General features: G+C 61.6%; 22 protein-coding genes. 13 read left to right on the top strand and 9 right to left on the bottom strand.

What is annotated here, in order from left to right; all coding sequences use genetic code 11:
- Positions 1–127: 127 nt before the first annotated feature.
- Both AC07SU_RS26325 and AC07SU_RS26320 read right to left on the bottom strand, forming a co-directional pair.
- The gene (locus AC07SU_RS26325; protein WP_494998720.1) at positions 128–376 is read right to left on the bottom strand and encodes a LysR substrate-binding domain-containing protein; all 249 of its coding nucleotides are present in this window, start codon (positions 374–376) and stop codon (positions 128–130) included.
- Between the two features lie 236 nt (positions 377–612).
- On the bottom strand, positions 613–1,839 hold the full coding sequence (locus tag AC07SU_RS26320) for an MFS transporter (protein ID WP_176995264.1): 1,227 nt from the start codon (positions 1,837–1,839) through the stop codon (positions 613–615).
- Between the two features lie 267 nt (positions 1,840–2,106).
- On the opposite strand from AC07SU_RS26320, the gene AC07SU_RS26315 reads away from it, so the two are divergent.
- The 5 genes from AC07SU_RS26315 (at position 2,107) to AC07SU_RS26295 (ending at position 4,970) form a co-directional block, all read left to right on the top strand.
- Positions 2,107–2,355 carry a hypothetical protein gene (locus AC07SU_RS26315; RefSeq protein ID WP_494998717.1) on the top strand — a complete coding sequence of 83 codons (249 nt, stop codon included), beginning with the start codon at positions 2,107–2,109 and terminating at the stop codon, positions 2,353–2,355.
- Between the two features lie 153 nt (positions 2,356–2,508).
- On the top strand, positions 2,509–3,066 hold the full coding sequence (locus tag AC07SU_RS26310; RefSeq protein ID WP_494998716.1) for a cytochrome b: 558 nt from the start codon (positions 2,509–2,511) through the stop codon (positions 3,064–3,066).
- Between the two features lie 43 nt (positions 3,067–3,109).
- The gene (locus AC07SU_RS26305) at positions 3,110–3,649 is read left to right on the top strand and encodes a tetratricopeptide repeat protein (protein WP_494998715.1); all 540 of its coding nucleotides are present in this window, start codon (positions 3,110–3,112) and stop codon (positions 3,647–3,649) included.
- A 59-nt stretch (positions 3,650–3,708) separates the two neighbouring features.
- A complete protein-coding gene (locus AC07SU_RS26300) occupies positions 3,709–4,206 on the top strand; it encodes an RNA polymerase sigma factor (protein WP_494998719.1) in 498 nt (165 codons plus the stop codon).
- On the top strand, positions 4,203–4,970 hold the full coding sequence (locus AC07SU_RS26295; RefSeq protein WP_494998714.1) for an anti-sigma factor family protein: 768 nt from the start codon (positions 4,203–4,205) through the stop codon (positions 4,968–4,970). Before AC07SU_RS26300 ends, AC07SU_RS26295 begins: the two co-directional genes overlap by 4 nt.
- Before the next feature lie 2 nt (positions 4,971–4,972).
- Here AC07SU_RS26295 and AC07SU_RS26290 read toward each other — a convergent pair whose 3' ends face one another.
- The 3 genes from AC07SU_RS26290 to AC07SU_RS26280 form a co-directional block, all read right to left on the bottom strand.
- Entirely contained in the window at positions 4,973–5,995 is a 1,023-nt protein-coding gene (locus AC07SU_RS26290; RefSeq protein WP_494998713.1) for an AraC family transcriptional regulator, read from the bottom strand.
- A 24-nt stretch (positions 5,996–6,019) separates the two neighbouring features.
- Positions 6,020–6,841 (bottom strand): SDR family NAD(P)-dependent oxidoreductase, encoded by an 822-nt coding sequence (locus AC07SU_RS26285; protein WP_494998712.1) that lies wholly within the window; start codon positions 6,839–6,841, stop codon positions 6,020–6,022.
- Positions 6,842–6,969: 128 nt separating this feature from the next.
- Positions 6,970–7,905 carry a LysR family transcriptional regulator gene (locus tag AC07SU_RS26280; RefSeq protein ID WP_494998711.1) on the bottom strand — a complete coding sequence of 312 codons (936 nt, stop codon included), beginning with the start codon at positions 7,903–7,905 and terminating at the stop codon, positions 6,970–6,972.
- A 157-nt stretch (positions 7,906–8,062) separates the two neighbouring features.
- On the opposite strand from AC07SU_RS26280, the gene AC07SU_RS26275 reads away from it, so the two are divergent.
- The 3 genes from AC07SU_RS26275 (at position 8,063) to AC07SU_RS26265 (ending at position 11,803) form a co-directional block, all read left to right on the top strand.
- Positions 8,063–9,382, top strand: a complete 1,320-nt coding sequence (locus AC07SU_RS26275; RefSeq protein WP_494998710.1) for an MFS transporter — start codon at positions 8,063–8,065, stop codon at positions 9,380–9,382.
- 13 nt (positions 9,383–9,395) lie between these two features.
- Positions 9,396–10,625 carry a Zn-dependent hydrolase gene (locus AC07SU_RS26270; protein ID WP_494998709.1) on the top strand — a complete coding sequence of 410 codons (1,230 nt, stop codon included), beginning with the start codon at positions 9,396–9,398 and terminating at the stop codon, positions 10,623–10,625.
- Positions 10,626–10,777: 152 nt separating this feature from the next.
- The gene (locus AC07SU_RS26265) at positions 10,778–11,803 is read left to right on the top strand and encodes a histone deacetylase family protein (RefSeq protein ID WP_494998708.1); all 1,026 of its coding nucleotides are present in this window, start codon (positions 10,778–10,780) and stop codon (positions 11,801–11,803) included.
- Positions 11,804–12,091: 288 nt separating this feature from the next.
- On the opposite strand, the gene AC07SU_RS26260 is transcribed toward AC07SU_RS26265, so the two are convergent.
- Positions 12,092–12,904: an SMP-30/gluconolactonase/LRE family protein gene (locus tag AC07SU_RS26260; RefSeq protein ID WP_494998707.1), complete on the bottom strand. Its 813-nt coding sequence runs from the start codon at positions 12,902–12,904 to the stop codon at positions 12,092–12,094.
- Between the two features lie 203 nt (positions 12,905–13,107).
- On the opposite strand from AC07SU_RS26260, the gene AC07SU_RS26255 reads away from it, so the two are divergent.
- Positions 13,108–14,010 carry a LysR family transcriptional regulator gene (locus AC07SU_RS26255; RefSeq protein WP_494998706.1) on the top strand — a complete coding sequence of 301 codons (903 nt, stop codon included), beginning with the start codon at positions 13,108–13,110 and terminating at the stop codon, positions 14,008–14,010.
- On the opposite strand, the gene AC07SU_RS26250 is transcribed toward AC07SU_RS26255, so the two are convergent.
- Both AC07SU_RS26250 and AC07SU_RS26245 read right to left on the bottom strand, forming a co-directional pair.
- Positions 14,002–14,760 (bottom strand): substrate-binding domain-containing protein, encoded by a 759-nt coding sequence (locus tag AC07SU_RS26250; RefSeq protein WP_494998705.1) that lies wholly within the window; start codon positions 14,758–14,760, stop codon positions 14,002–14,004. The genes AC07SU_RS26255 and AC07SU_RS26250 overlap by 9 nt on opposite strands.
- Entirely contained in the window at positions 14,760–16,064 is a 1,305-nt protein-coding gene (locus tag AC07SU_RS26245) for an MFS transporter (protein WP_494998704.1), read from the bottom strand. The genes AC07SU_RS26250 and AC07SU_RS26245 overlap by 1 nt, the downstream gene beginning before the upstream one ends.
- A gap of 198 nt (positions 16,065–16,262) precedes the next feature.
- Between AC07SU_RS26245 and AC07SU_RS26240 the strand changes: the two genes are divergently transcribed.
- The gene (locus AC07SU_RS26240) at positions 16,263–16,406 is read left to right on the top strand and encodes a hypothetical protein (RefSeq protein ID WP_176995279.1); all 144 of its coding nucleotides are present in this window, start codon (positions 16,263–16,265) and stop codon (positions 16,404–16,406) included.
- A gap of 125 nt (positions 16,407–16,531) precedes the next feature.
- Here the strand turns inward: AC07SU_RS26240 and AC07SU_RS26235 are convergent, their stop codons facing one another.
- Complete coding sequence (locus tag AC07SU_RS26235) at positions 16,532–16,924, bottom strand: VOC family protein (protein WP_494998703.1); 393 nt, start codon at positions 16,922–16,924, stop codon at positions 16,532–16,534.
- Between the two features lie 150 nt (positions 16,925–17,074).
- On the opposite strand from AC07SU_RS26235, the gene AC07SU_RS26230 reads away from it, so the two are divergent.
- The 3 genes from AC07SU_RS26230 to kce all read left to right on the top strand — a co-directional run bounded on the left by AC07SU_RS26230 (position 17,075) and on the right by kce (position 19,582).
- Positions 17,075–17,797, top strand: coding sequence for a GntR family transcriptional regulator (locus AC07SU_RS26230; RefSeq protein WP_178925670.1), 723 nt, complete (start codon positions 17,075–17,077; stop codon positions 17,795–17,797).
- Complete coding sequence (locus AC07SU_RS26225) at positions 17,794–18,582, top strand: SDR family oxidoreductase (protein WP_178925671.1); 789 nt, start codon at positions 17,794–17,796, stop codon at positions 18,580–18,582. The genes AC07SU_RS26230 and AC07SU_RS26225 overlap by 4 nt, the downstream gene beginning before the upstream one ends.
- A gap of 67 nt (positions 18,583–18,649) precedes the next feature.
- Positions 18,650–19,582: a 3,5-dioxohexanoate:acetyl-CoA acetone transferase gene (gene kce, locus AC07SU_RS26220; RefSeq protein ID WP_457409812.1), complete on the top strand. Its 933-nt coding sequence runs from the start codon at positions 18,650–18,652 to the stop codon at positions 19,580–19,582.
- The last annotated feature ends 20 nt before the right edge of the window (positions 19,583–19,602 follow it).

Below are 19,602 nucleotides of genomic sequence, written 5' to 3'. Positions count from 1 at the left end.
TCCCCATGTGAGAGTAGGTCATCGTCAAGATTAAATTCCGAAACCCCATTTGCGAAAGCAGATGGGGTTTTGTTTTGGGCGGTCGAAAAGCCAGCAGTTCCTGCCAATAAGCCCAAACACCCTCACATCAAAACCCCTTCTCCTTGATCAACTCAATAAGCGCTCTCAACCCGGCAGGCACATGGCGCCTTCCAGGAAAGTAAAGGCGCAGCTTGTCGTAAGAGGGCGTCCACTCCTCCAGGACGCGCACCAGCGTTCCTTCAGCGAGGTCCATCGCGGCATTCCATTCCGTCAGATAAGTCAGCCCCATTCCCGCCCTGGCGGCTTGAAGCATCAATGTGGGGTTATCAAGCATCAGTGCACCTTGTACATCCACTGCAATCGCTTCACCGTGACATGGCTGCTCGCCGCTCAATGTACTTTTCCCCTCCTGCTGACACTCCGCTTCAGAGGAGAGTTGCAGCGTGCTATCCAGTCGCTACATCACCCACAGACAGCCTTTGGCTTCAACCCTGCGGGCCATCGCCTAAGAGTCGACTATCTCTCCCCCAGCACATAAAAAAAGCCCCGTAGCTGTACAAGCTACGGGGCTTTTTCGTTTCTGTGATGGTGTCAGGCAGGTTGTGCTGCCAAGCTATTGCTCACGTTACGCCCAAGCACCAGCACCGTGACAAACCCACAGCCCACCAGCGCCGTGGCCAAGCTCAACAGTACCGAACTGCCCATCTGGTCAACGATCCGCCCGCCGAAGAACGAGCCCAAGGCAATGATCACCTGGAACAGGGCGACAAACAGCGGCATGCCGCGTTCGACATCCTTGGGCGCCACGACAAACATCCAGATGCTGGCACAGGCCGGGAAGGCGCCGAAGGCGAAGCCCCAGAGTGCGATCAGCATCGTCGCGCCCGTCAGGCCGGTGGCGAAGTAGGGGAACAGCGCAGTGCTGGTGCCGATCATCAGCGCAACCAGCAACAAGGTGTAGCGCACGCTGCGGTTAGCCGCGAAGCCGGCGAAAACGTTACCCGCCACGCCTGCCACACCAAACATCAGCAACAGCGAACCAATGGTCGGGCCATCAAAGCCGGAGCTGTTTTTGAAGAACGGTGCCACATAGGTGTACGCAGCAAAGTGCGCCAGGCCAATCATCAACACCGCGATCAAACCCACACGAGCCCGTGGATTGATGAACAAGGCCGGCAGGTCACTCACAAGAATGGCCTTCTCCGGCTTGAGCTGGGGCAGCAGGAACACCTGCGCCAGCACCACCGGTACACCTAGCAATGCGGTGACCAGAAACGTCATGCGCCAGCCCATCAAGCCGCTGAGCCAAGTACCAACGGGCACGCCCAGAACAGTGGCGAGTGTCACGCCCATCATGATGATGGACGTGGCCTTCGCTACACCCACGCCCTTGGGAGCCAAACGGCCACTCAGCGCAATGGCGGTGGCCCAGAACCCACCGATACTGATGCCCAGCAATACGCGACCAAACAGCAACAGGCTGAAGTCGCTGGCAAAGGCCACCACGCTGTTGGCGATGATCATGATCAGCGTCAGGCTGATCAACAGGTAGCGGCGGTCCATGGCGCCAATGATGACCGACAGCAACGGCGCCGCAAGCGCGGCCATGATGCCGGGCAGGGTGACCATCAGTCCGGCGTGGCCGGCACTGATGCCCAGGTCGGCGGCAACGTCATTAAGCACGCCCACCGGGAGAAACTCGCTGGTTACCAGGGCGAAGGCACCGACGGCCACGGAGAGAATCGCCAGCCACTGCTGTTTGACGCTTTGTTGATTATGTTCGGGACGGCCGCGTGGGGCCTGTGTCGCGCTTGGCATGGTGTTGGGTTCCAAGATGAATGTCGCCTGAAGCCAGGCGGGGGAAGGGAGTCAGGGGGCGATTATATAAACCGGTCTTGATGATTGAGCAGGCGACCCGTTCGATAGTAATCATCAGTGCAATCGATAAGTCCCACACCACAGATGTCACTTTCGCGCCGTTTCAAAAACCTTGCCTACAGGGGACGCATTGCGATAACGACGGCAACTTATTACGTTGTGCTAGCGCGTCAGATCGGGCGCCTTCCATTGCAAAGGAACTGCATCATGAGCAAGAACACCAAGAAAACCTCCGACAAAATCGCGACGTTGGCTGCACAAACACTCAACAGTCCAGTCGCCTCCGCCACTGCCAAAAGCCTTGCCGCTTCAGCGCTGGCCCAGAAGAACAACGACAAGCAGACCAGTGCCGAGATGGAGGAAACAGCCGCAAAAGTGCTGGGCAGCGATCGCCATAGCGAAGACACCAAATCCCTTGCAGCGTCGGTGCTCTCCCAAGCCAATAAGGAACGCTAATAAAACGCAAAAGCCCCGTAGCTGAATAGGCTGCGGGGCTTTTGTGTTTCTGGGTGCTCGGCTCACACAGAATCAACAGCATAAAAATCTCCGTCTCACCGAATAACTTTCCTCGCTGCGGTGTTCACCCCACAGACCACCCAGGAAACGCCTATGAGCCCCCATGTCGACCGCTACGACCGCCTCACCCGCACCTTCCATTGGCTCACCGCCGCCGTGGTGATCTTCATGTTTGCCAGCGCACATATCTGGGAAAACCTGGAGAAGGGCACACCACTGCGCAAAGGCCTGCAGTCGGTGCACATCTCCCTGGGGATCGCCATGGCCGTGCTGATTGCTGCGCGGATTATCTGGCGCCTGTCCGGCGGCAATTGCTCAAAGGCCGACAGTCACCCCGCCCTTAACGTACTGGCGAAAATGGCGCATGGTTGCCTCTATCTGTTGCTGTTGGCACAGATCGTATTGGGCTTTCTGTTTCGCTGGGCGCAAGGCGAGCCTTTCAGCTTTTTCGGGCTGTTTTCCATCCCCGCGCCGGTAGTGATCGACCACGCCTGGCGCGGGACCCTGGGCGGCCTGCACGACACGGTTGCCTGGGCGATCATCCTGCTCGCGGGCCTGCATGCGGCGGCTGCGCTCTGGCACCACTATGTGATGGGCGACAGCACGCTACGCCGCATGTTGCCCGGCTCACGTACTGCCTTTCCAAAGTGATGTTGGCTGCTGTACCTAACCCCCATTACGGAGCATGAAAAGCATGAAGAACCGCCACGAATACCGTACCTCGCTCCTCTTCGGTGCGTGCTTGGCTGCCGCATTACTGGCCGGTCAGGCCCATGCATCCGGTGATGAGTCCACGCCGCCCAAGCCCAATTGCCCCAAAGGCCAGGTCTGGGACACCAAGACCGGCAAGTGCGTGCTGCAAACCAGCAAAGCCACGTCAGACGCCGACCGTACCGATTACGCCTACCGCCTGGCCAAGGATGGGCGTTACGACGAAGCCCTGGCACTGCTCGATACCCTGCAAGACCCGAACACCGCCAAGGCCCTCAACTATCGTGGCTACGCCACCCGCAAGCTGGGGCGCACCGACGAAGGCATCGGCTATTACCTGAAGTCCGTGGCGCTCGACCCCAACTACGCCCAAGTCCGCGAGTACCTGGGCGAGGCCTACGTGATCAAGGGCCGCATCGACCTGGCGCAGGAGCAACTGGTGAAGATCAAAGCCTTGTGCAGCACCACCTGCGAAGAATATGAAGACCTGGCTGACGCGATCGCCCATGCGCCCGAGGCATAAAACTGTGAGTGAACACACAGGAGGCCGCCATCACCGCAGAGGCTGAGTTTCGTCGCGAGTTGGGCCTGCTGTTGCCGCGTTTATGGCGATACGGGTGGGTGTTGTCACGACAAAAGCACCTGGCTGAAGACCTGGTGCAGGCCACCTGTGTGCGAGCCTTGGAACGTGCTGGGCAGTTTGCCGCCGGCACGCGGCTGGATCGCTGGTTGCTGGCAATCATGCATTCGATCTGGCTCAACGAACTGCGCTCGCAACGGGTGAGACAAGGGCAGGGGTTCGTCGACGCGGAGCAGGAGTTGTCCTTTGATGGCGAGAGCCTGGCCCAGGAACAGGTGTTGGCCGCACAAGTCATCAAACGTGTGAACGGGCTGCCCGAAGCACAACGGGAGACGGTTTTTCTGGCGTATGTGGAAGGGCTTTCATACAAGGAAATTGCCGAGGTGCTGCATATCCCGGTGGGAACCGTCATGAGCCGATTGGCGGCCGCACGGGCGAAACTGGCTGAAACCGCGTCCTCCCAAGCCCAGCCGGACAAAACTCACGGAGAACGGCGATGACCCTCACTGACGCACCCTCCGACGAACTGTTGGTGGCTTACCTGGACGGCGAACTGGATGCCCGGCAGCACCAGCTCATCACCGATCGGCTCAGCGTTGATCCTGTCCTGGCTGCGCGCCTGGAAGCGTTGCAGGGGGCTGACCTGCCTTTCAAGGCCGCCTTCGATTCACTGCTCGACCAGGCCCCCACAGAACGTATGCAGGCGATGCTCAAATCGCTGCCCTCAGCGCATGCCCCAGCCTTGAGCCGGCGCCGCTTCCTGGCCATAGCCGCCGGTTTTGCCGTGGCCGGGGTGCTTGCCGACCGCCTGTTCATGAGTTGGCCCCGCCCGGAACCCGGCCAAGGCTGGCGTGCGTCGGTCGCCGAATATATGGCTTTGTACACGCCCCAGACCCTGGAGAACCTCAGTACCGACTCCGCTTCCCACGTGGCCCAACTGAGTTCGGTCGGCGCTCAATTGGGCCTGCTGTTGTCCCCCACGGCGGTAAACCTCCCCGGCGCCGAATTCCGGCGTGCGCAAATCCTCGACTACGACGGTGTATTGATCGGCCAACTGACCTACCTGGACCCACTTCACGGCCCACTGGCGCTGTGCATCACCGCCAGCCGCAAGGGTGCGCAACCTGCCGCCACCGAGCAGCGGCGAGGGATGAATGTGGTGTATTGGGCCAGTGCTACCCACGGCTTCATGCTGATCGGGCGCAACCCGTTCGAAGCGCTGCAGCGCATGGCTCGTAGTGTCGAGAACACATTGCCCGCGTGAACTCAGTGAGTCGTGCCCTGTGAGGCGCGCCAGCGCCCGGGTGTCGTGCCTTCCCAGGTGCGAAAAGCCCGATAAAACGAATTGGTGTCTTCGTAACCGAGCAAGCCGGCGATCTCCTCTATCTCGATCGTCGGTTCTGCCAACAGATGGCGCACTATCTCCTGGCGGGTTTCCAGCATCAATTGGCGAAAGCTGGTGCCTTCCTCGGTGATGCGCCGCTGCAACGTGCGCTCGCTCATGCCCATGTCCCGCGCCACCTCGACCATCTCCGGGCGACCGCTGGCGAGGATGCGCTTGAGCGCGCCCTTGACCTGATGGCTGATCGTGGGCAGTGCCGTCGCTTCGGCCAAGGCGGCGGTCAGGACCGGGTTGAGTATGTCGAGCAGTTCCGGATTGTGCCCGGGGAAGGGCCGGTTCAAGTCCGCAGCGTCAAACACCAGGGCATTACGCTCGGCGCCGAAGTGCACCGGGCAGCCAAAAAAATCGGCCAGAACGTTGCTGCCACATTCCGGTCGGGCCAATTCAACATGATGGGGGATGACGTGCACCCTGGAACCGCGCCGACCCAGTTCGACGAACGTGGCAAAAGCGGCGTCGATAAATAACGTCGGCGGATGCGCCTGAGTGCGCAACCAGTCGAGGGTGACGGTGCAGGTGCTGCCTTCTTCGGTCACGTGCACCCGTTCGGGGGTGCACAGTTGCTTGAAGCGGGCGAGGCGGTGCAGGCCATCCCGAAAGTCGCGGGCAATGAAGGCGGCAAAACTCGCAGGAGGCAATGTTGCACTGTCCAGCTGGGTGACCAGCAAGATGCCGGCCGCCGGGTCTGGATTGAGTGTACCGACGGCCTCCCACAAGCGGAAAAACTCGGGTGTTGTCACCTGACGACGGTCGCGCCGCTCGTGAAGGTTGAGCGTCACCGGCAGCCGTGCCTGACGCAACACCGCCGACGGCTCCAGCCCGATGGTTTTCAGGGCTTGCCAGAAAACATCCGGGATGTTGAAACGGGATTGGCGTGCATCAGGCATGGGTCACCTTTTCAGTCGAGCAAATCAATCAGAAGCCGACACACTGAGGTCGTGCCATTTCTTGTCCGAGGCCGCCAGCTCTTCCGCCGCCCGCGCTGCGTATTGCACCGCATCACTGCCGATCAACAGGCGCAGCGGCGCTTCTTTGTTCAGGGCCAACTCCAGCACGATCTCAGCCACCCGGGCCGGGCCGGTCGGCAAGATGCCAGGGGAATTCAGCAACTCGACCAGCACGCCGACGCTTTGCTGATAGGGCTCGCTGATCGGCGGGATCGTCATGGACGAGCCCGACCAGTCGGTGCGCATGCCGCCCGGCTCCAGTACCGTCACTTGCACCCCGAGCGGGGTCACCTCTTGCGCCAACACCGTTGAAAACCCACCCACCGCCCATTTTGCACTCTGGTAAGCCGCCAGGCCCGCCATGCCGATACGCCCGCCGAGGGACGATACCTGAAAGATATGCCCGCTGCCCTGGGCGCGCAGCACCGGCACCACGGCCTTGCTCACGTGCACCACGCCGTAGAAATTGGTGTCGATCTGCGCCGTGAAGTCTTCCAGCGTCACATCCTCAACCGACGCCAAGTCCCCATAACCCGCGTTGTTGACCACCACATCCAGCCGGCCAAAATGCGCCACCGCAGCCGCCACGACTTGCACGACCTGCGTGTTGTCCGTCACATCCAGCTGCAGGGGCAAAACTGCGTCGCCGTATTCAGCGACCAGGTCATCCAATTGACGGGGATTGCGCGCCGTCGCCACCACACGGTCGCCGGCACGCAGGGCCGCTTCGGTAATAGCGCGGCCAAGGCCACGGGAACTGCCAGTGATAAACCAGATCTTGGACATGGAACACCTCTTCGTAGGAAACAACCGTGAGCGAAGGATGTTCGATAGACACGCTTTCCACACTAGCAGCAAGCCGCCACCCGACTTGCAAACCCCGCCAATTGTCGTGAGCGGGCTCGCGCTGCTCCCTACGCCAATCGAGCCGTGAGGCTTTCGATAAATACCCGCTCCGCCCGACTCATCTTCTGCTCCCGGTTCCACAGCAGATGAATATCCACGTCCGCGATCCCCTCATCCGGCGGTAGCCGCCACAGCAACCCATTCTTCTCATCCTCGGCCACCACATGGATCGGCAGGCAACCCAGGCCGAATCCGGCGATCACCAACCGACGTACCTCTTCAAGGCTGGACGACGACGCCACGATCCGCCCGCTGAAGCCCTGCTGGTCGCGGAAGATCGTCAAGGGCGACAACATCCCGCCAATTTGGTCGCTGGTAAAACTCACGAAGTTCTCCGACTGCAAATCCCCCTCCGCCAGGCCGCTGCGCCCAAACAACGGATGGTGTCGTCCGCAGAAAAACGCATAGCGCTGACGCAAGAACAGGTGCTGTTCCAGACGCGGCTGCGGTCGGCGATTGAGGCTCAGGCCCAGGGTCGCGGTTTTTTCGAGGAGGGCGGCGACGATGTCCGAGCTGCGCATCACCTCCACTTCCAGGTCGACCCGGGGATGCTCGCGGTGGAAGTCAGCGAGGAAGTCATCAAAGGTGTCTGACTCGATGCGGCTGATCATCAGCAAGCGCACTTTGCCGAGCACCTCGTCACCAGGTTTTTGCAGGGCGTTGCTCATCTGCGACACCTGGCCGTACATCTCGCCGGCGATGGCAAAGATCTGTTCACCGGCGTCGGTCAGCACAAAACGCGGGCCACGGCGGGCGATCAGTTCGCAGTCGAGCTGTTCTTCCAGGCGCTTGAGGGCCTGGCTGATGGCCGGTTGCGTCAGGTGCAGGCGGGCGGCGGCACGGCTGATGCTCAGTTCCTGGCCGATCACGCGGAAGGTGCGCAGCAGGTTCCAGTCCAGGCGGTCGTTGAGCAGCGGGTGAATATCGCGGCGAGGTTCGGGCATGACGCGGCTCGATAATAAGCAGGATTTATAATTTGAATAATAAATAGAAAATTGACTAATCATAGCCCGGCGACGATAAATCACCCTCAACAAGCGCCATCAGAGCGCGCCCGTTTGACTTTCTCCTGCCAAAAAAATAACCAAAGGAGCCCGCCCCATGAAGCCTTCCGCTTCGCCACAGCCCCGCCGTGCTGCGGCCGCCGCTTTTATCGGCACCATGATCGAGTGGTACGACTTTTATATCTACGCCACCGCCGCCGCGCTGGTGTTCGGCCAACTGTTTTTCCCCTCCGACGACAAGCTGTTCAGCACCATGGCCGCCTTCGGCACCTTCGCCGTGGGCTTTTTTGCACGGCCCCTGGGCGGTATTGTGTTCGGCCACATCGGCGACCGTATCGGGCGCAAGAAATCCCTGGTGATCACCCTGGTGATGATGGGCGTGGTCACGGTGTGTATCGGCCTGCTGCCGACCTACGCGCAAATCGGCGTTGCAGCGCCGGTGCTGTTGATCCTGCTGCGCGTGGTACAGGGCATTGCCGTGGGCGGTGAGTGGGGCGGTGCAGTGCTGATGGCCGGTGAACACGCGCCGAAAGGGCGTCGAAACTTCTTTGCCTCCTTCGCCCAGTTGGGCAGCCCGGCCGGTTTGATCCTGTCGTTGCTGGCGTTCAGTGCGGTCACCCGTTTGCCGGAAGAAGACCTGCTGAGTTGGGGCTGGCGTGTGCCGTTCCTCGCCAGCGCCCTGTTGCTGATCGTAGGCCTGGCGATTCGCCTGGGGGTGAACGAATCCCCCGAGTTTCTCGAAGACAAAGCCCAGGCTGAAAAAGCGCGGGCGATCAAGAAAGACCAGGCCCCCGTGATTGAAGTGCTGCGCACCGCTTGGCGCCCGCTGTTGCTGTGCATTGGCGCCAACACCCTGGGCATCGCCGGCGTGTATTTCACCAACACCTTCATGATTGCCTACAGCACTCAGCAACTGGGCCTACCGCGCTCGCTGATTCTGGAGTGTTTGTTCTTCGTCGCGATCATCCAGTTCTGCATCCAGCCACTGGCCGCCTGGGTGGCCGAAAAGGTCGGCGCCACGCGCTTCCTCTGCGCGATGACCGTGCTGGCAATGGCTTCGCCTTATCCGATGTTCGTGCTGGTCAGCAGCGGGCAGGCCCCGTTGATAATCCTCGGCATCGCCCTGGCGGTGGTGTGCATGGCCTCGTTTTATGCCGTGATTGCCGGCTTTGTCAGCGGCCTGTTCGAAACCCGCGTGCGCTACACCGCGATCTCCCTGGCCTACCAGGTGTGCGGTGCGCTGGCGGGTGGCTTGACGCCATTGATTGGCACCTGGCTGGCCCACGAATACCAGGGCCAATGGTGGCCGATGGCAGTGTTCTACAGCCTGATCGCGGCGGTTTCGCTGGTGTGCGTACTGGCGTTGTCGCGCCGTCACGCCACCGCGCACCGTCATGAAATGGCACACAGTGTTTGAGGGAGAGTTGCGAATGTTGAAGATTAATGGCGAGCGCCTGTGGGCCAGCCTGATGGCCATGGCCGAGATCGGCGCCACCGCCCGTGGCGGCAGTTGCCGCCTGGCCCTGAGTGCCGAAGACCAGGCCGGCCGTGAACTGTTCAGCCACTGGTGTAAAGCTGCAGGGTTGACGCTGAGCGTGGATGCCATCGGCAACCTGTTCGCCCGGCGTGCCGGTACCGACAAGGACGCCGCGCCGGTCATGATGGGCAGCCACCTCGACACGCAACCGGAAGGCGGGCGCTTCGATGGCGTCTACGGTGTGCTGGCCGGCCTGGAAGTGATCCGCAGCCTCGACGACCACGGCATCCAGACCCGCAAACCCCTGGAAATCGCCGTGTGGACCAACGAAGAAGGCGCGCGCTTTACCCCGGCCATGCTCGGCTCGGCGGTGTTCACCGGCACCTTGGCGCTGGACAAGGCCCTGGCCACGACGGATGTCGACGGCATCAGCGTGGCAGAGGCATTGCGCAGTACCGGCTACAACGGTGAGCGCCCGTTGGGTGGCGCAGTGGATGCGTACTTCGAGGCCCATATCGAGCAAGGCCCGATCCTGGAAGACAACGCCAAGAGCATCGGTGTGGTCACCGGCGGCCAGGCGATTCGCTGGCTCGACGTACGGGTCGAAGGCATGGCGGCCCATGCCGGTACCACGCCGATGCCGTTGCGCAAGGACGCGCTGTACGGCGCCGCGAAAATGATCCAGGCACTGGAAAACCTGGCGGCGGATTTTGCCCCCGAAGGCCTGACCACGGTGGGCGAGTTGAGCATTGCCAAGTCATCGCGCAACACGATTCCCGGGCTGCTGAATTTTACCGTCGACCTGCGTCATCACCGTGACGCCGACATCGACGCCATGGAGCAGCAGGTGCGTGCGCGCCTGCAGGCCATCGCTGAGAAACGTGGCCTGAGCGTCACCATCAGCCCTCACTGGATCAGCCCGGCCACGCCGTTCGACGCAGACTGCGTTGCCTGTGTGCAGTCCTCGGTAGACGCCTTGGGCTACAGCCAGCAGCGCATTGTCAGCGGTGCCGGCCACGATGCCATTCACCTGGCCCGTTACTGCCCGACCGCGATGGTCTTTATTCCCTGTGTCGGCGGCCTGAGCCATAACGAAGCCGAAGACGTACTGCCCGAGGACGTGCGCCAGGGCACCGACGTGTTGCTCAACGCCGTGCTCAAACGCGCCGTCCGAGCTGACTAAGACTGAAACACATCACCTGTAGGAGCCGGCTTGCCGGCGATGACGATCTTTCAGATATGGAGAGGTTGTCTGGCCTACCGCTATCGCCGGCAAGCCGGCTCCTACAGGAGCTGTGTGACTGCCGGTGATTTGAGTTTATCGAGGAAGATTCCATGCGTACCTTTTTCCACCCCGAACAACTCCTGCACCACCCGCGCAGCTACTACTCCCGTGGCCAGATGCGCATGCCCCAGGAAGTCCCCGAGCGCGCGCGCAACCTGCTGCTGGCCGCGCAGAGCCTGGGGTTCGACATCCAGCAACCCCAGGATCATGGCCTGGATCCACTGCTCGCCGTGCACGGCGCGCCGTACCTGGCCTTCCTGCAAGAAGCCCATCAACGCTGGAAGGAAATCCCCGAAGACTGGGGCGATGAAGTCATGTCCAATATCTTCGTGCGCGAGCCCAACGCCCTGCGGGGCATCCTCGCCCAGGCTGCGCGTTACCTGGCGGACGGCAGTTGCCCAATCGGCGAACTTACCTGGCGCTCGGCCTATTGGTCGGCCCAGAGCGCCGTCGCAGCAGCCAAGGCCATCCTCGATGGCGCGCCAGCCGCCTACGCCCTGTGCCGACCTCCGGGCCACCACGCGCGGTTCGATGCGGCGGGTGGTTTCTGCTACCTCAACAACGCAGCCGTCGCCGCCCAGGTCTTGCGTGAAGGGTTCCAGCGCGTCGCCGTGCTCGACACCGACATGCACCACGGCCAAGGCATCCAGGAAATCTTCTACGACCGCGACGACGTGCTGTACGTCTCGATCCACGGTGACCCCACCAACTTCTACCCTGGTGTCGCCGGCTTCGCCGATGAGCGTGGAAGCGCAGCGGGCGAGGGCTTCAACCTCAACCTGCCGATGCCTCATGGCGCCAGTGAGGCGCTGTTCTTCGAAAAACTCGAACAGGCCCTGGCGGCGATCAAAGACTTTTCGGCGGACGTGCTGGTGTTGTCCCTGGGCTTCGACATCTACGAGCTGGACCCGCAAAGCAAAGTCGCGGTCACGCGCGAAGGGTTTGCGCGGTTGGGGGAATGCATCCGTGGCCTGGGGTTGCCCTGTGTGATCGTGCAGGAGGGCGGGTATCACCTGGAGACGCTCGACAGTAACGCCCAGGCATTTTTCAGCGGCCCACAGGCCTGGGCAAAATAACGTCGCTATAAAGACCGTAAATGCATGATATCTTTGTGCCATTACGTATCGTAATGGTCACGGAGGATGTCATGAAAAAGCTGTCTTTGCTGGGTTTGCTGGTGGTAATGGCTGTGAGCCCGATGCTCGCCATGGGGTGTCCGAAAGGCACGCATCCGGTCGGCGGCACGGGGTCGCATCATAAAGGTGGGACTTGCCAGTAGCAGGCACAGTCGCAGTGCCCGCGTCAGTAAGGTGACCACGGGCACTGTCACTCGACATGCTCGTGGCCTTACCCGCATTCGCTGTCTAGGGTGAAACAGTCCGCCCCTGCGGCACCAACTCCAGCACCCGATTCCTGCCGCCTTCGGCCAGCAGGTAGGTGCCACGCCCCGTCGGCACAATCGATTGCGGCGCCTTCAAAAACGACAGAATGGTCTGCTGTTTACCCTGTGGGTCTACCAACAATAACCGTGCCCGGTGCGTCGAGTCTTCGTTGACCCACAGCCCCCGCTCATCGCACATCAAGAATGTTGGTTTGTTCAGGCCTGCCAGCACCACCGGGTCGCTGCCATCGGCACTCAACTCGCGTACCACGCCTTTTTTCTTTTCGGTGTAGAGCATGCGCCCGTCGGTGCAGCGCACGATGGACTCGCCTTCCTGCACCTGGTCGCGCAGCACGCTCAACGACTGATCGCTCCAGCGATAGCGCAGCAGGCGGCCGGTGGGCTTGCGGTCTTCGATGGCGTACAGGTCGTCGCCTTCATCCCACAGCCCTTGCACGTTTTCGCCTTTGAAGAGCTCGGTGACCACACCGTCCTTGAAAAAACTGACGGGCAAACCGCCGGATTCCTGGCTGAACACCCAGCCGCCACGGGTCGCGAACATGCCATCGGGTTTGGAAAGGTTGGCCACCACCACTTCCCGTGCGCCGTCCGGGTGGATGCGCACTATGCTGCCCTGGCCCTTGGCGAGTTCCTGGCTGACCATCAGCGAGCCGTCCGGCAACGGCATCAGCGAGGCCGCTTTCTCCACGTCGCGGTAGACCACCTGGACACTCCAGCCCGCCGCCGCGCTCACGGGGTAGAAGCTTTGCCAGGCGAAAAAACCGAGGGCTGCCATACAAGGGATGCCCACGAGGGCGGCACCGAGTCGCCACAGACGCGCGTTTTTTTTGTTATGGGAGGCGCTGGTCATTGATCACTCTGTCGAAAGGATTCGGCACGAGACTACGCAGGTGACCCGATTTTTTAAATGCGCGTGGGCCTGACGCTGACGCATTCATACGATAATGTCCCCCAAATCGACCTCACTGGCCCTTCCTCGTGATCATCAACTTCGACCTCAACGACCTCCAAGCCTTCCGCGCCGTGGTAGACAAGGGCAGTTTCCGTGGCGCCGCCGAGGCCATCCGCATCTCGCAGCCGGCGCTGAGCCGGCGTATCGAGAAGCTGGAGTCGGCCCTCGACGTGAAGTTGTTCGAGCGCACCACACGCCGGGTCAGCCTGACCATGGTCGGCCGTGCCTTCCTGCCCCAGGTGGAACGCATGCTCGATGACCTCGACGTGGCCTTGATGGGCATCAGCAACGTCGCCTCCACGCGGATGGGTAACGTCACCATCGCGTGTGTACCGTCGACCGCCTACTACTTCATGCCTCACGTGATCTCCGAATTCCACCAGCTCTATCCGAAGATTCGCCTGCGGGTGCTGGATGCCAGTGCTGGCGAAGTGTGCAATGCGGTAGAGAGCGGCGAGGCGGATTTCGGCGTGAGTTTCAGCGGCAGCCTAGCCGATGAAGTGGAGTTCGAATTGCTGCTGCAGGAACGCTACGTGCTGGCCTGTCGCCGCGATCACCCGCTGGCCGAACGCGACAGCGTGACCTGGGCCGAAGCCTATGAGCACGATTACATCACCGTCGACAAAACCTCCGGCAACCGTTTCCTGCTGGATCAGGCCTTGCGCGGCGTGCGGGTGAAAAAACCGAGTATCTGCGAGACGCACCACGTGACCACGATGATCGGGCTGGTGGAGGCGGGGTTGGGTGTGGCGATGGTGCCGTCGATTGCGATGCCGGCCGGCACCCACCCGATTCTGGTCAGCGTGCCGCTGGTAGAACCCCAGGTGATGCGCAATGTGGGCTTGATAAAACGCCGCGGGCGGACATTGCCGCCAGCGGCGCTGGAGTTGGAGCGGTTGGTGCGCGAGATGCCGTTTCGGTCAGTGTGACACCGAGTCCAGGCCGGTGGATTGCACCACCGGTTGCGCCTGGGGCGACGCCAGGAACTGCAGCAGCGCCTTGGCCTGGGTCGGGTGTTCAGCGTTGACCGGAATACCCGCCGCAAAGCGCGTCACCGATTGCACGTCTTCCGGGATCTTGCCGACGTAGGTCACGCCCGGCACCGGCAACAATTCCGCCACCTGCTGCAAGCCCACCTCGTAGTCACCCTTGGCAACCTGTTCGGCCACCGGGAGGCGTTCGATCATGGTGCCCTTGGCCGGCATGCCGAGCTTCTTGAACAGCTCCTTTTCCACATACACACCGCTGGCGCTGTCCGAATACGCCACGGACTTGGCCTGGCTCAGCACGGCCTTGAGCTCGGCGTCGGTGCCGATCGCCGGCTTGGCCGCGCCGGCCTTCACCACCAAACCGATGCGCGAGTCTGCCAGTTCAACGCGGGAGGCCTTGTCGACCTTGCCTTGTTTGATCAACTCATCCAGGGCGTAGCCGACCATGATCACCACGTCGGCGTGTTCGCCACGGGCCAGGCGGTTGGGAATCGCTTCCGGCGCCTTGCCCATCGATGGGCCGAGAATGGTGTCCAGGGTGTCGCCGCTTTGCTGGGCATACTGCGGGCCGAGCAATTTGTAGGCGGCGGTGAAGCCACCCGAGGTCATCACCTTGAGCTGTTCGGCCTGGGCCGTCAGCGCGAAGGCGCCGAGGGCCAGGGCTGTCAGGGTCTTGAGCAGCGGGCGCATTACACCGCCTCCTGCATCACCTGCCCACGGGTGTTGGCGCGGCGGTACAGCGCGAGGGTCGAGCACAGCGCGCACAGGGCGGCAAACATCATCCAGTAGGCAGGCGAGGCCTTGTCTTCGGTGATGTGGATGAACCAGGTGGAAATCGCCGGGGTGAACCCGCCGAAGATCGCGGTCGCCAGGCTGTAGGCCAGGGAGAAGCCCGCCACGCGTACTTCAACCGGCATGATTTCGGTCAGGGCCGGGATCATGGCGCCGTTGTACATGCCGTACAGGAAGGAGAACCACAGCAGGGTTTCCAGCATGTGGGCGAAGCTCGGCGCGTTGACCACGAACGACAGCGCCGGGTAGGCGGTGATCACGGTCAGGGCGGTCATGGCGAGCAGCACCGGCTTGCGGCCAAAACGGTCGCTCAGGGTGCCGCCGATAGGCAGCCAGACAAAGTTCGACACGGCCACCAGCAAGGTCACCAGCAGCGCATCGGAGGTGCTCAGTTGCAGCACGGTCTTGCCGAAGGTCGGTGCGTACACGGTGATCAGGTAGAACGCGGTGGTGGTCATGGCCACCATCAGCATGCCGCCGATGACCACGGTCCAGTTCTTCGCCAGGGTGGCCAACACTTCGCGCATGGTCGGGCGGTGCTTGCGGTTGGCGAACTCTTCAGTCTCTTGCAGGTTGCGACGCAGGATGAAGATGAACGGAATGATCACGCAGCCGATGGCGAACGGAATGCGCCAGCCCCAATCGGCAACGACGGCTGGTTCCATCCACACGTTCAGGCCATAACCCAGTGCAGCGGCAACCACGATGGAGATCTGTTGGCTGCCCGATTGCCAGCTGGTGTAGAAACCCTTGCGGCCCGGGGTGGCCATTTCCGCCAGGTACACCGACACGCCGCCCAGCTCCGCGCCGGCCGAGAAGCCTTGCAACAGACGGCCGAGCAATACCAGCGCCGGGGCCCACAAGCCAATGCTGTGATAGCCAGGAACCAGGACGATCAGCAAGGTGCCGCTGGCCATGATGGACAGGGTGACGATCAGGCCTTTGCGGCGACCCACGTCATCGATATAGGCACCCAGGACAATCGCGCCCAGGGGGCGCATCAGGAAGCCTGCACCGAACACGGCGAAGGTCATCATTAATGACGCAAACTCATTGGCAGCGGGGAAGAACGCAGCGGCGATGTAGGTGGCGTAGAAACCGAACAGAAAGAAGTCGAACTGTTCGAGGAAGTTGCCGGAAGTAACGCGGAAAACCGCACCAACTTTCGAGCGGGCAGAGTCGGGCCGGGAAGGGCTAGTCATGGTTTTGTGTCTCCAGCGTTCTTTTTAAAGTGCTTGTTTCGCTTAAGACCGCGGATAGTGGCTGACACATTTAGAAATGATAAGTGAGTTATTTGGATGTATTGATGCGCACAGGCTATCAATCGCCAAAGCCGTCCAAAATGATGGCCCTGTTCTATGCTCAAAGGTGTGACCAAATCTTACGGATGGGAGGTGACAATGGCTGACGAACGCAAGCGCAAGGATGAGCCGGAGCGTGAACAACCCCGGCGTCATGAAGAGGAAAAACCCCAGACCTGGAAGCATCCGGACGACGGGACAGAGCTGTCGGAGCGCGACCAGGAGTTCCCGCTTAAACCCTGATTGCCCAAACACTGAGGACCAACATGTGGGAGCTGGCTTGCCTGCGATGACGGCGTGTCAGGCAATGATGTGCTGGCTATAAAGTCGCCATCGCAGGCAAGCCAGCTCCCACATGAAAGGTGTGTTTACGCCAGGATCGGCGTACACAGCTCCACCAGCGTCCCATCCGGGCAACGCACATACGACACCACCTGCCCCCAAGGTTTAGTCGTCGGCGCCGACAGCTCTACGGCGCCCTGCGCAAGCGCTTTGGCATGCGCGGCAAACACATCCTCAGTCACAAACCCGACCTCCATCCCCAACGGCTGGCGCGAAGCGTGCGCCTGTACATGCCCGCCTTCGAAGTTCATTTCGCCCAATTCATGGGCAGCAAACGACAGGGTCGTAGCCCCCGTTTCCAGCTCCCCATACGTGCCTGATTCATGCAGGAAACGGCGACTGAACCCGAAGGCTTTTTCGAAAAATTCCAACGAGGCCGCAACGTCCGGCACGTAGATGATGGTGTAGGCGAATTTCACAGTTGAGCGCTCCTTGCATGGTTGATGAGTCATTAGAGTCAGCGGGTATCCGTCCGTCAATCGAGCAGAAATCGAATCGGGAAACTATTTGACATATTTGATTTGTGATCACATATTGAGGCCATAAGAACGACAACACAGGTTTGACTCATGACTGATGGTCCGCTCCTCCTGCCCACCTTGCGCCAGGTGTCCCGCGATACCCTGCAAGACCAGGTCTACCGCCAGATCCGCGAAGCGTTGATGAGTGGTCGCTTCCAGCCTGGCCAGAAACTCACCATCCGCGGCCTCGCCGAAGCCCTCGGTTCCAGCCCCATGCCGGTGCGCGAAGCCCTGCAGCGCCTCAGCGCCGAAAACGCCTTTGAAGTCACCGAAACTTCCCGTCTGCGCGTACGACTGATGACCGTCGAACGCCTGCGCGAAATCCGTGACACCCGGGTTGCCCTCGAAGGTTTGCTCGCCGAAAAGGCCGTGCTGCGCTTGCAAAAGGCCGACCTCGATGAAATCACCGACCTCTGCCAGCAGATGCAGCACGCCGCCGACGAAGTCGACGTGTCGCGCTACCTGTGGACCAACTTCGCGTTTCACCGGCGCATCTACGCCGTGGCCCAGGCCGAGTTGACCATGGCTGCCGTGGAAAACTTCTGGCTGCACATGGGCCCGTGTTTTGCCCTGGTCGCCCCCGATAAAGCTCACTTGCAACGCTCGATGGAAGCGCACACGCGCATCGTCGAAGCCCTGGCTGCCCGCGATGGCGCCGGCGCCCGTGCTGCGGTGACCGATGACATCATGCAGGCCGCCGATTCCCTGGCGCGCCTGCTCGTCAAGAACGACCGTACGCGGTCGTCTGCTTCAGGAGGTAAACGTGCATGAGTGTCCTACAACGGTTGCAGCCCTATCCCGGGTTACGTGTGTTGATTTCCGGCGGGGCTGCCGGCATCGGTGAAGTGCTGGCGGCGGCGTACCTGGAAGCGGGCGCCAAGGTGCATGTGTGTGATGTGAGCGAGTCGGCCCTGGCGGCGTTTCGCGACAAGCACCCGGGCACCGTCGCCACCCGCGCCGACGTCAGCGATGCCGCGCAGATCGAGGCGGTGTTCAAGGTGCAGCACGAACAGTTCGGCGGCCTCGATGTGCTGGTGAACAACGCCGGGATCGCCGGGCCGACTGGCGGGATCGACGCGATCAGCGACGCCGACTGGCAAGCCACCATCAACATCAATCTTACGGCGCAGTACCGCTTTGCCCACCACGCGGTGCCGATGCTCAAGGAATCGTCCCACGGCCACTTGCTGCACATCGCTTCGGTGGCGGGGCGCTTGGGCTACGCGTGGCGCACGCCGTACGCGGCGACCAAATGGGCCATCGTCGGCCTGATGAAATCCCTGGCCTCGGAGTTGGGCGAGAGCGATATCCGCGTCAACGCCTTGCTGCCCGGCATTGTCGAAGGCCCGCGCATGGACGGCGTGATCCGCGCCCGTGCCGAGCAGGTCGGCGTGCCCGAAGCCCAGATGCGCCAGGAATACCTCAACAAGATCTCGCTCAAGCGCATGGTCACCGCCGAAGACGTCGCGGCCATGGCGTTGTTCCTCTGTTCGCCCGCCGCACGCAACGTGACCGGCCAGGCGATCAGCGTCGACGGGAACGTCGAGTACCTGTAAGCCACGGAAGACCACTGCGCGCTACACCCAGGATTTTTTTCATAAGAATAAAAGTCGGAGATTCGTCATGTCCAAAAATCGTCCTGTCATCATCACCTGCGCCGTTACCGGTGCGATTCATACGCCGTCGATGTCGCCGCATTTGCCGATCACCGCGCAGGAAATTGCCGACGCCGCCATCGGTGCCGCCGAAGCCGGCGCCGCGATTGTCCACCTGCATGCCCGTGACCCCAACGACGGCCGCCCCAGCCAGGACCCGGCGCTGTTCGCCGAATTCCTGCCGCAGATCAAGGCCGCCAGTGACGTGGTGATCAACATCACCACCGGCGGCGCACCGACCATGGGCGTGGAAGAGCGCCTGCAACCGGTGATGCAGTTCAAGCCGGAACTGGCCTCGCTGAACATGGGCTCGATGAACTTCGGCCTGTACGAAATGCTCAACCGCTTTACCGACTTCAAGCACGATTGGGAGCGCCCGTACCTCGAAGACAGTGACGACCGGATCTTCCGCAACACGTTCCGCGACATCACCCACATCCTCAATTCCTGCGCCGAGAACCGCACCCGTTTCGAGATCGAGTGCTACGACATCGGCCACCTCTACACCGCCGCGCATTTCCTGGAGCGCGGCCTGCTCAAGCCGCCGCTGTTCATCCAGTCGGTGTTTGGCCTGCGCGGTGGCATCGGTGGGCACCCGGAAGACCTGGCGCACATGCGGCGCACCGCCGACCGCCTGTTTGGTGACGACTACGTGTGGTCGATCCTCGGTGCCGGGCGTGGGCAAATTCCGCTGGCGACCATGGGCCTGTCCATGGGCAGCAACGCCCGGGTCGGCCTGGAGGATTCGCTGTGGGACGGGCCGGGCAAGCTGGCGGCCTCCAACGCCGACCAGGTACGGCGCATCCGCACCGTGATCGAAGCCCTCGGCCATCGCGTGGCCACGCCGGATGAAGCGCGGGAAATCCTCGGGCTCAAGGGGCGCGACCAAGTCAATTTCTAACCACACGGGGCCGTGGCGAA

It is taken from the genome of Pseudomonas sp. GW821-FHT05H12, assembly GCF_059419385.1.
This window is presented reverse-complemented; position numbering and strand designations above follow the sequence as displayed.

Coding starts and splice junctions, on each gene's coding strand:
- AC07SU_RS26320 (WP_176995264.1), bottom strand. CDS start 1,839: ATGCCAAGCGCGACACAGGCCCCACGCGGCCGTCCCGAACATAATCAA.
- AC07SU_RS26315 (WP_494998717.1), top strand. CDS start 2,107: ATGAGCAAGAACACCAAGAAAACCTCCGACAAAATCGCGACGTTGGCT.
- AC07SU_RS26310 (WP_494998716.1), top strand. CDS start 2,509: ATGAGCCCCCATGTCGACCGCTACGACCGCCTCACCCGCACCTTCCAT.
- AC07SU_RS26305 (WP_494998715.1), top strand. CDS start 3,110: ATGAAGAACCGCCACGAATACCGTACCTCGCTCCTCTTCGGTGCGTGC.
- AC07SU_RS26295 (WP_494998714.1), top strand. CDS start 4,203: ATGACCCTCACTGACGCACCCTCCGACGAACTGTTGGTGGCTTACCTG.
- AC07SU_RS26290 (WP_494998713.1), bottom strand. CDS start 5,995: ATGCCTGATGCACGCCAATCCCGTTTCAACATCCCGGATGTTTTCTGG.
- AC07SU_RS26285 (WP_494998712.1), bottom strand. CDS start 6,841: ATGTCCAAGATCTGGTTTATCACTGGCAGTTCCCGTGGCCTTGGCCGC.
- AC07SU_RS26280 (WP_494998711.1), bottom strand. CDS start 7,905: ATGCCCGAACCTCGCCGCGATATTCACCCGCTGCTCAACGACCGCCTG.
- AC07SU_RS26275 (WP_494998710.1), top strand. CDS start 8,063: ATGAAGCCTTCCGCTTCGCCACAGCCCCGCCGTGCTGCGGCCGCCGCT.
- AC07SU_RS26270 (WP_494998709.1), top strand. CDS start 9,396: ATGTTGAAGATTAATGGCGAGCGCCTGTGGGCCAGCCTGATGGCCATG.
- AC07SU_RS26265 (WP_494998708.1), top strand. CDS start 10,778: ATGCGTACCTTTTTCCACCCCGAACAACTCCTGCACCACCCGCGCAGC.
- AC07SU_RS26260 (WP_494998707.1), bottom strand. CDS start 12,904: ATGGCAGCCCTCGGTTTTTTCGCCTGGCAAAGCTTCTACCCCGTGAGC.
- AC07SU_RS26250 (WP_494998705.1), bottom strand. CDS start 14,760: ATGCGCCCGCTGCTCAAGACCCTGACAGCCCTGGCCCTCGGCGCCTTC.
- AC07SU_RS26245 (WP_494998704.1), bottom strand. CDS start 16,064: ATGACTAGCCCTTCCCGGCCCGACTCTGCCCGCTCGAAAGTTGGTGCG.
- AC07SU_RS26240 (WP_176995279.1), top strand. CDS start 16,263: ATGGCTGACGAACGCAAGCGCAAGGATGAGCCGGAGCGTGAACAACCC.
- AC07SU_RS26230 (WP_178925670.1), top strand. CDS start 17,075: ATGACTGATGGTCCGCTCCTCCTGCCCACCTTGCGCCAGGTGTCCCGC.
- AC07SU_RS26225 (WP_178925671.1), top strand. CDS start 17,794: ATGAGTGTCCTACAACGGTTGCAGCCCTATCCCGGGTTACGTGTGTTG.
- kce (WP_457409812.1), top strand. CDS start 18,650: ATGTCCAAAAATCGTCCTGTCATCATCACCTGCGCCGTTACCGGTGCG.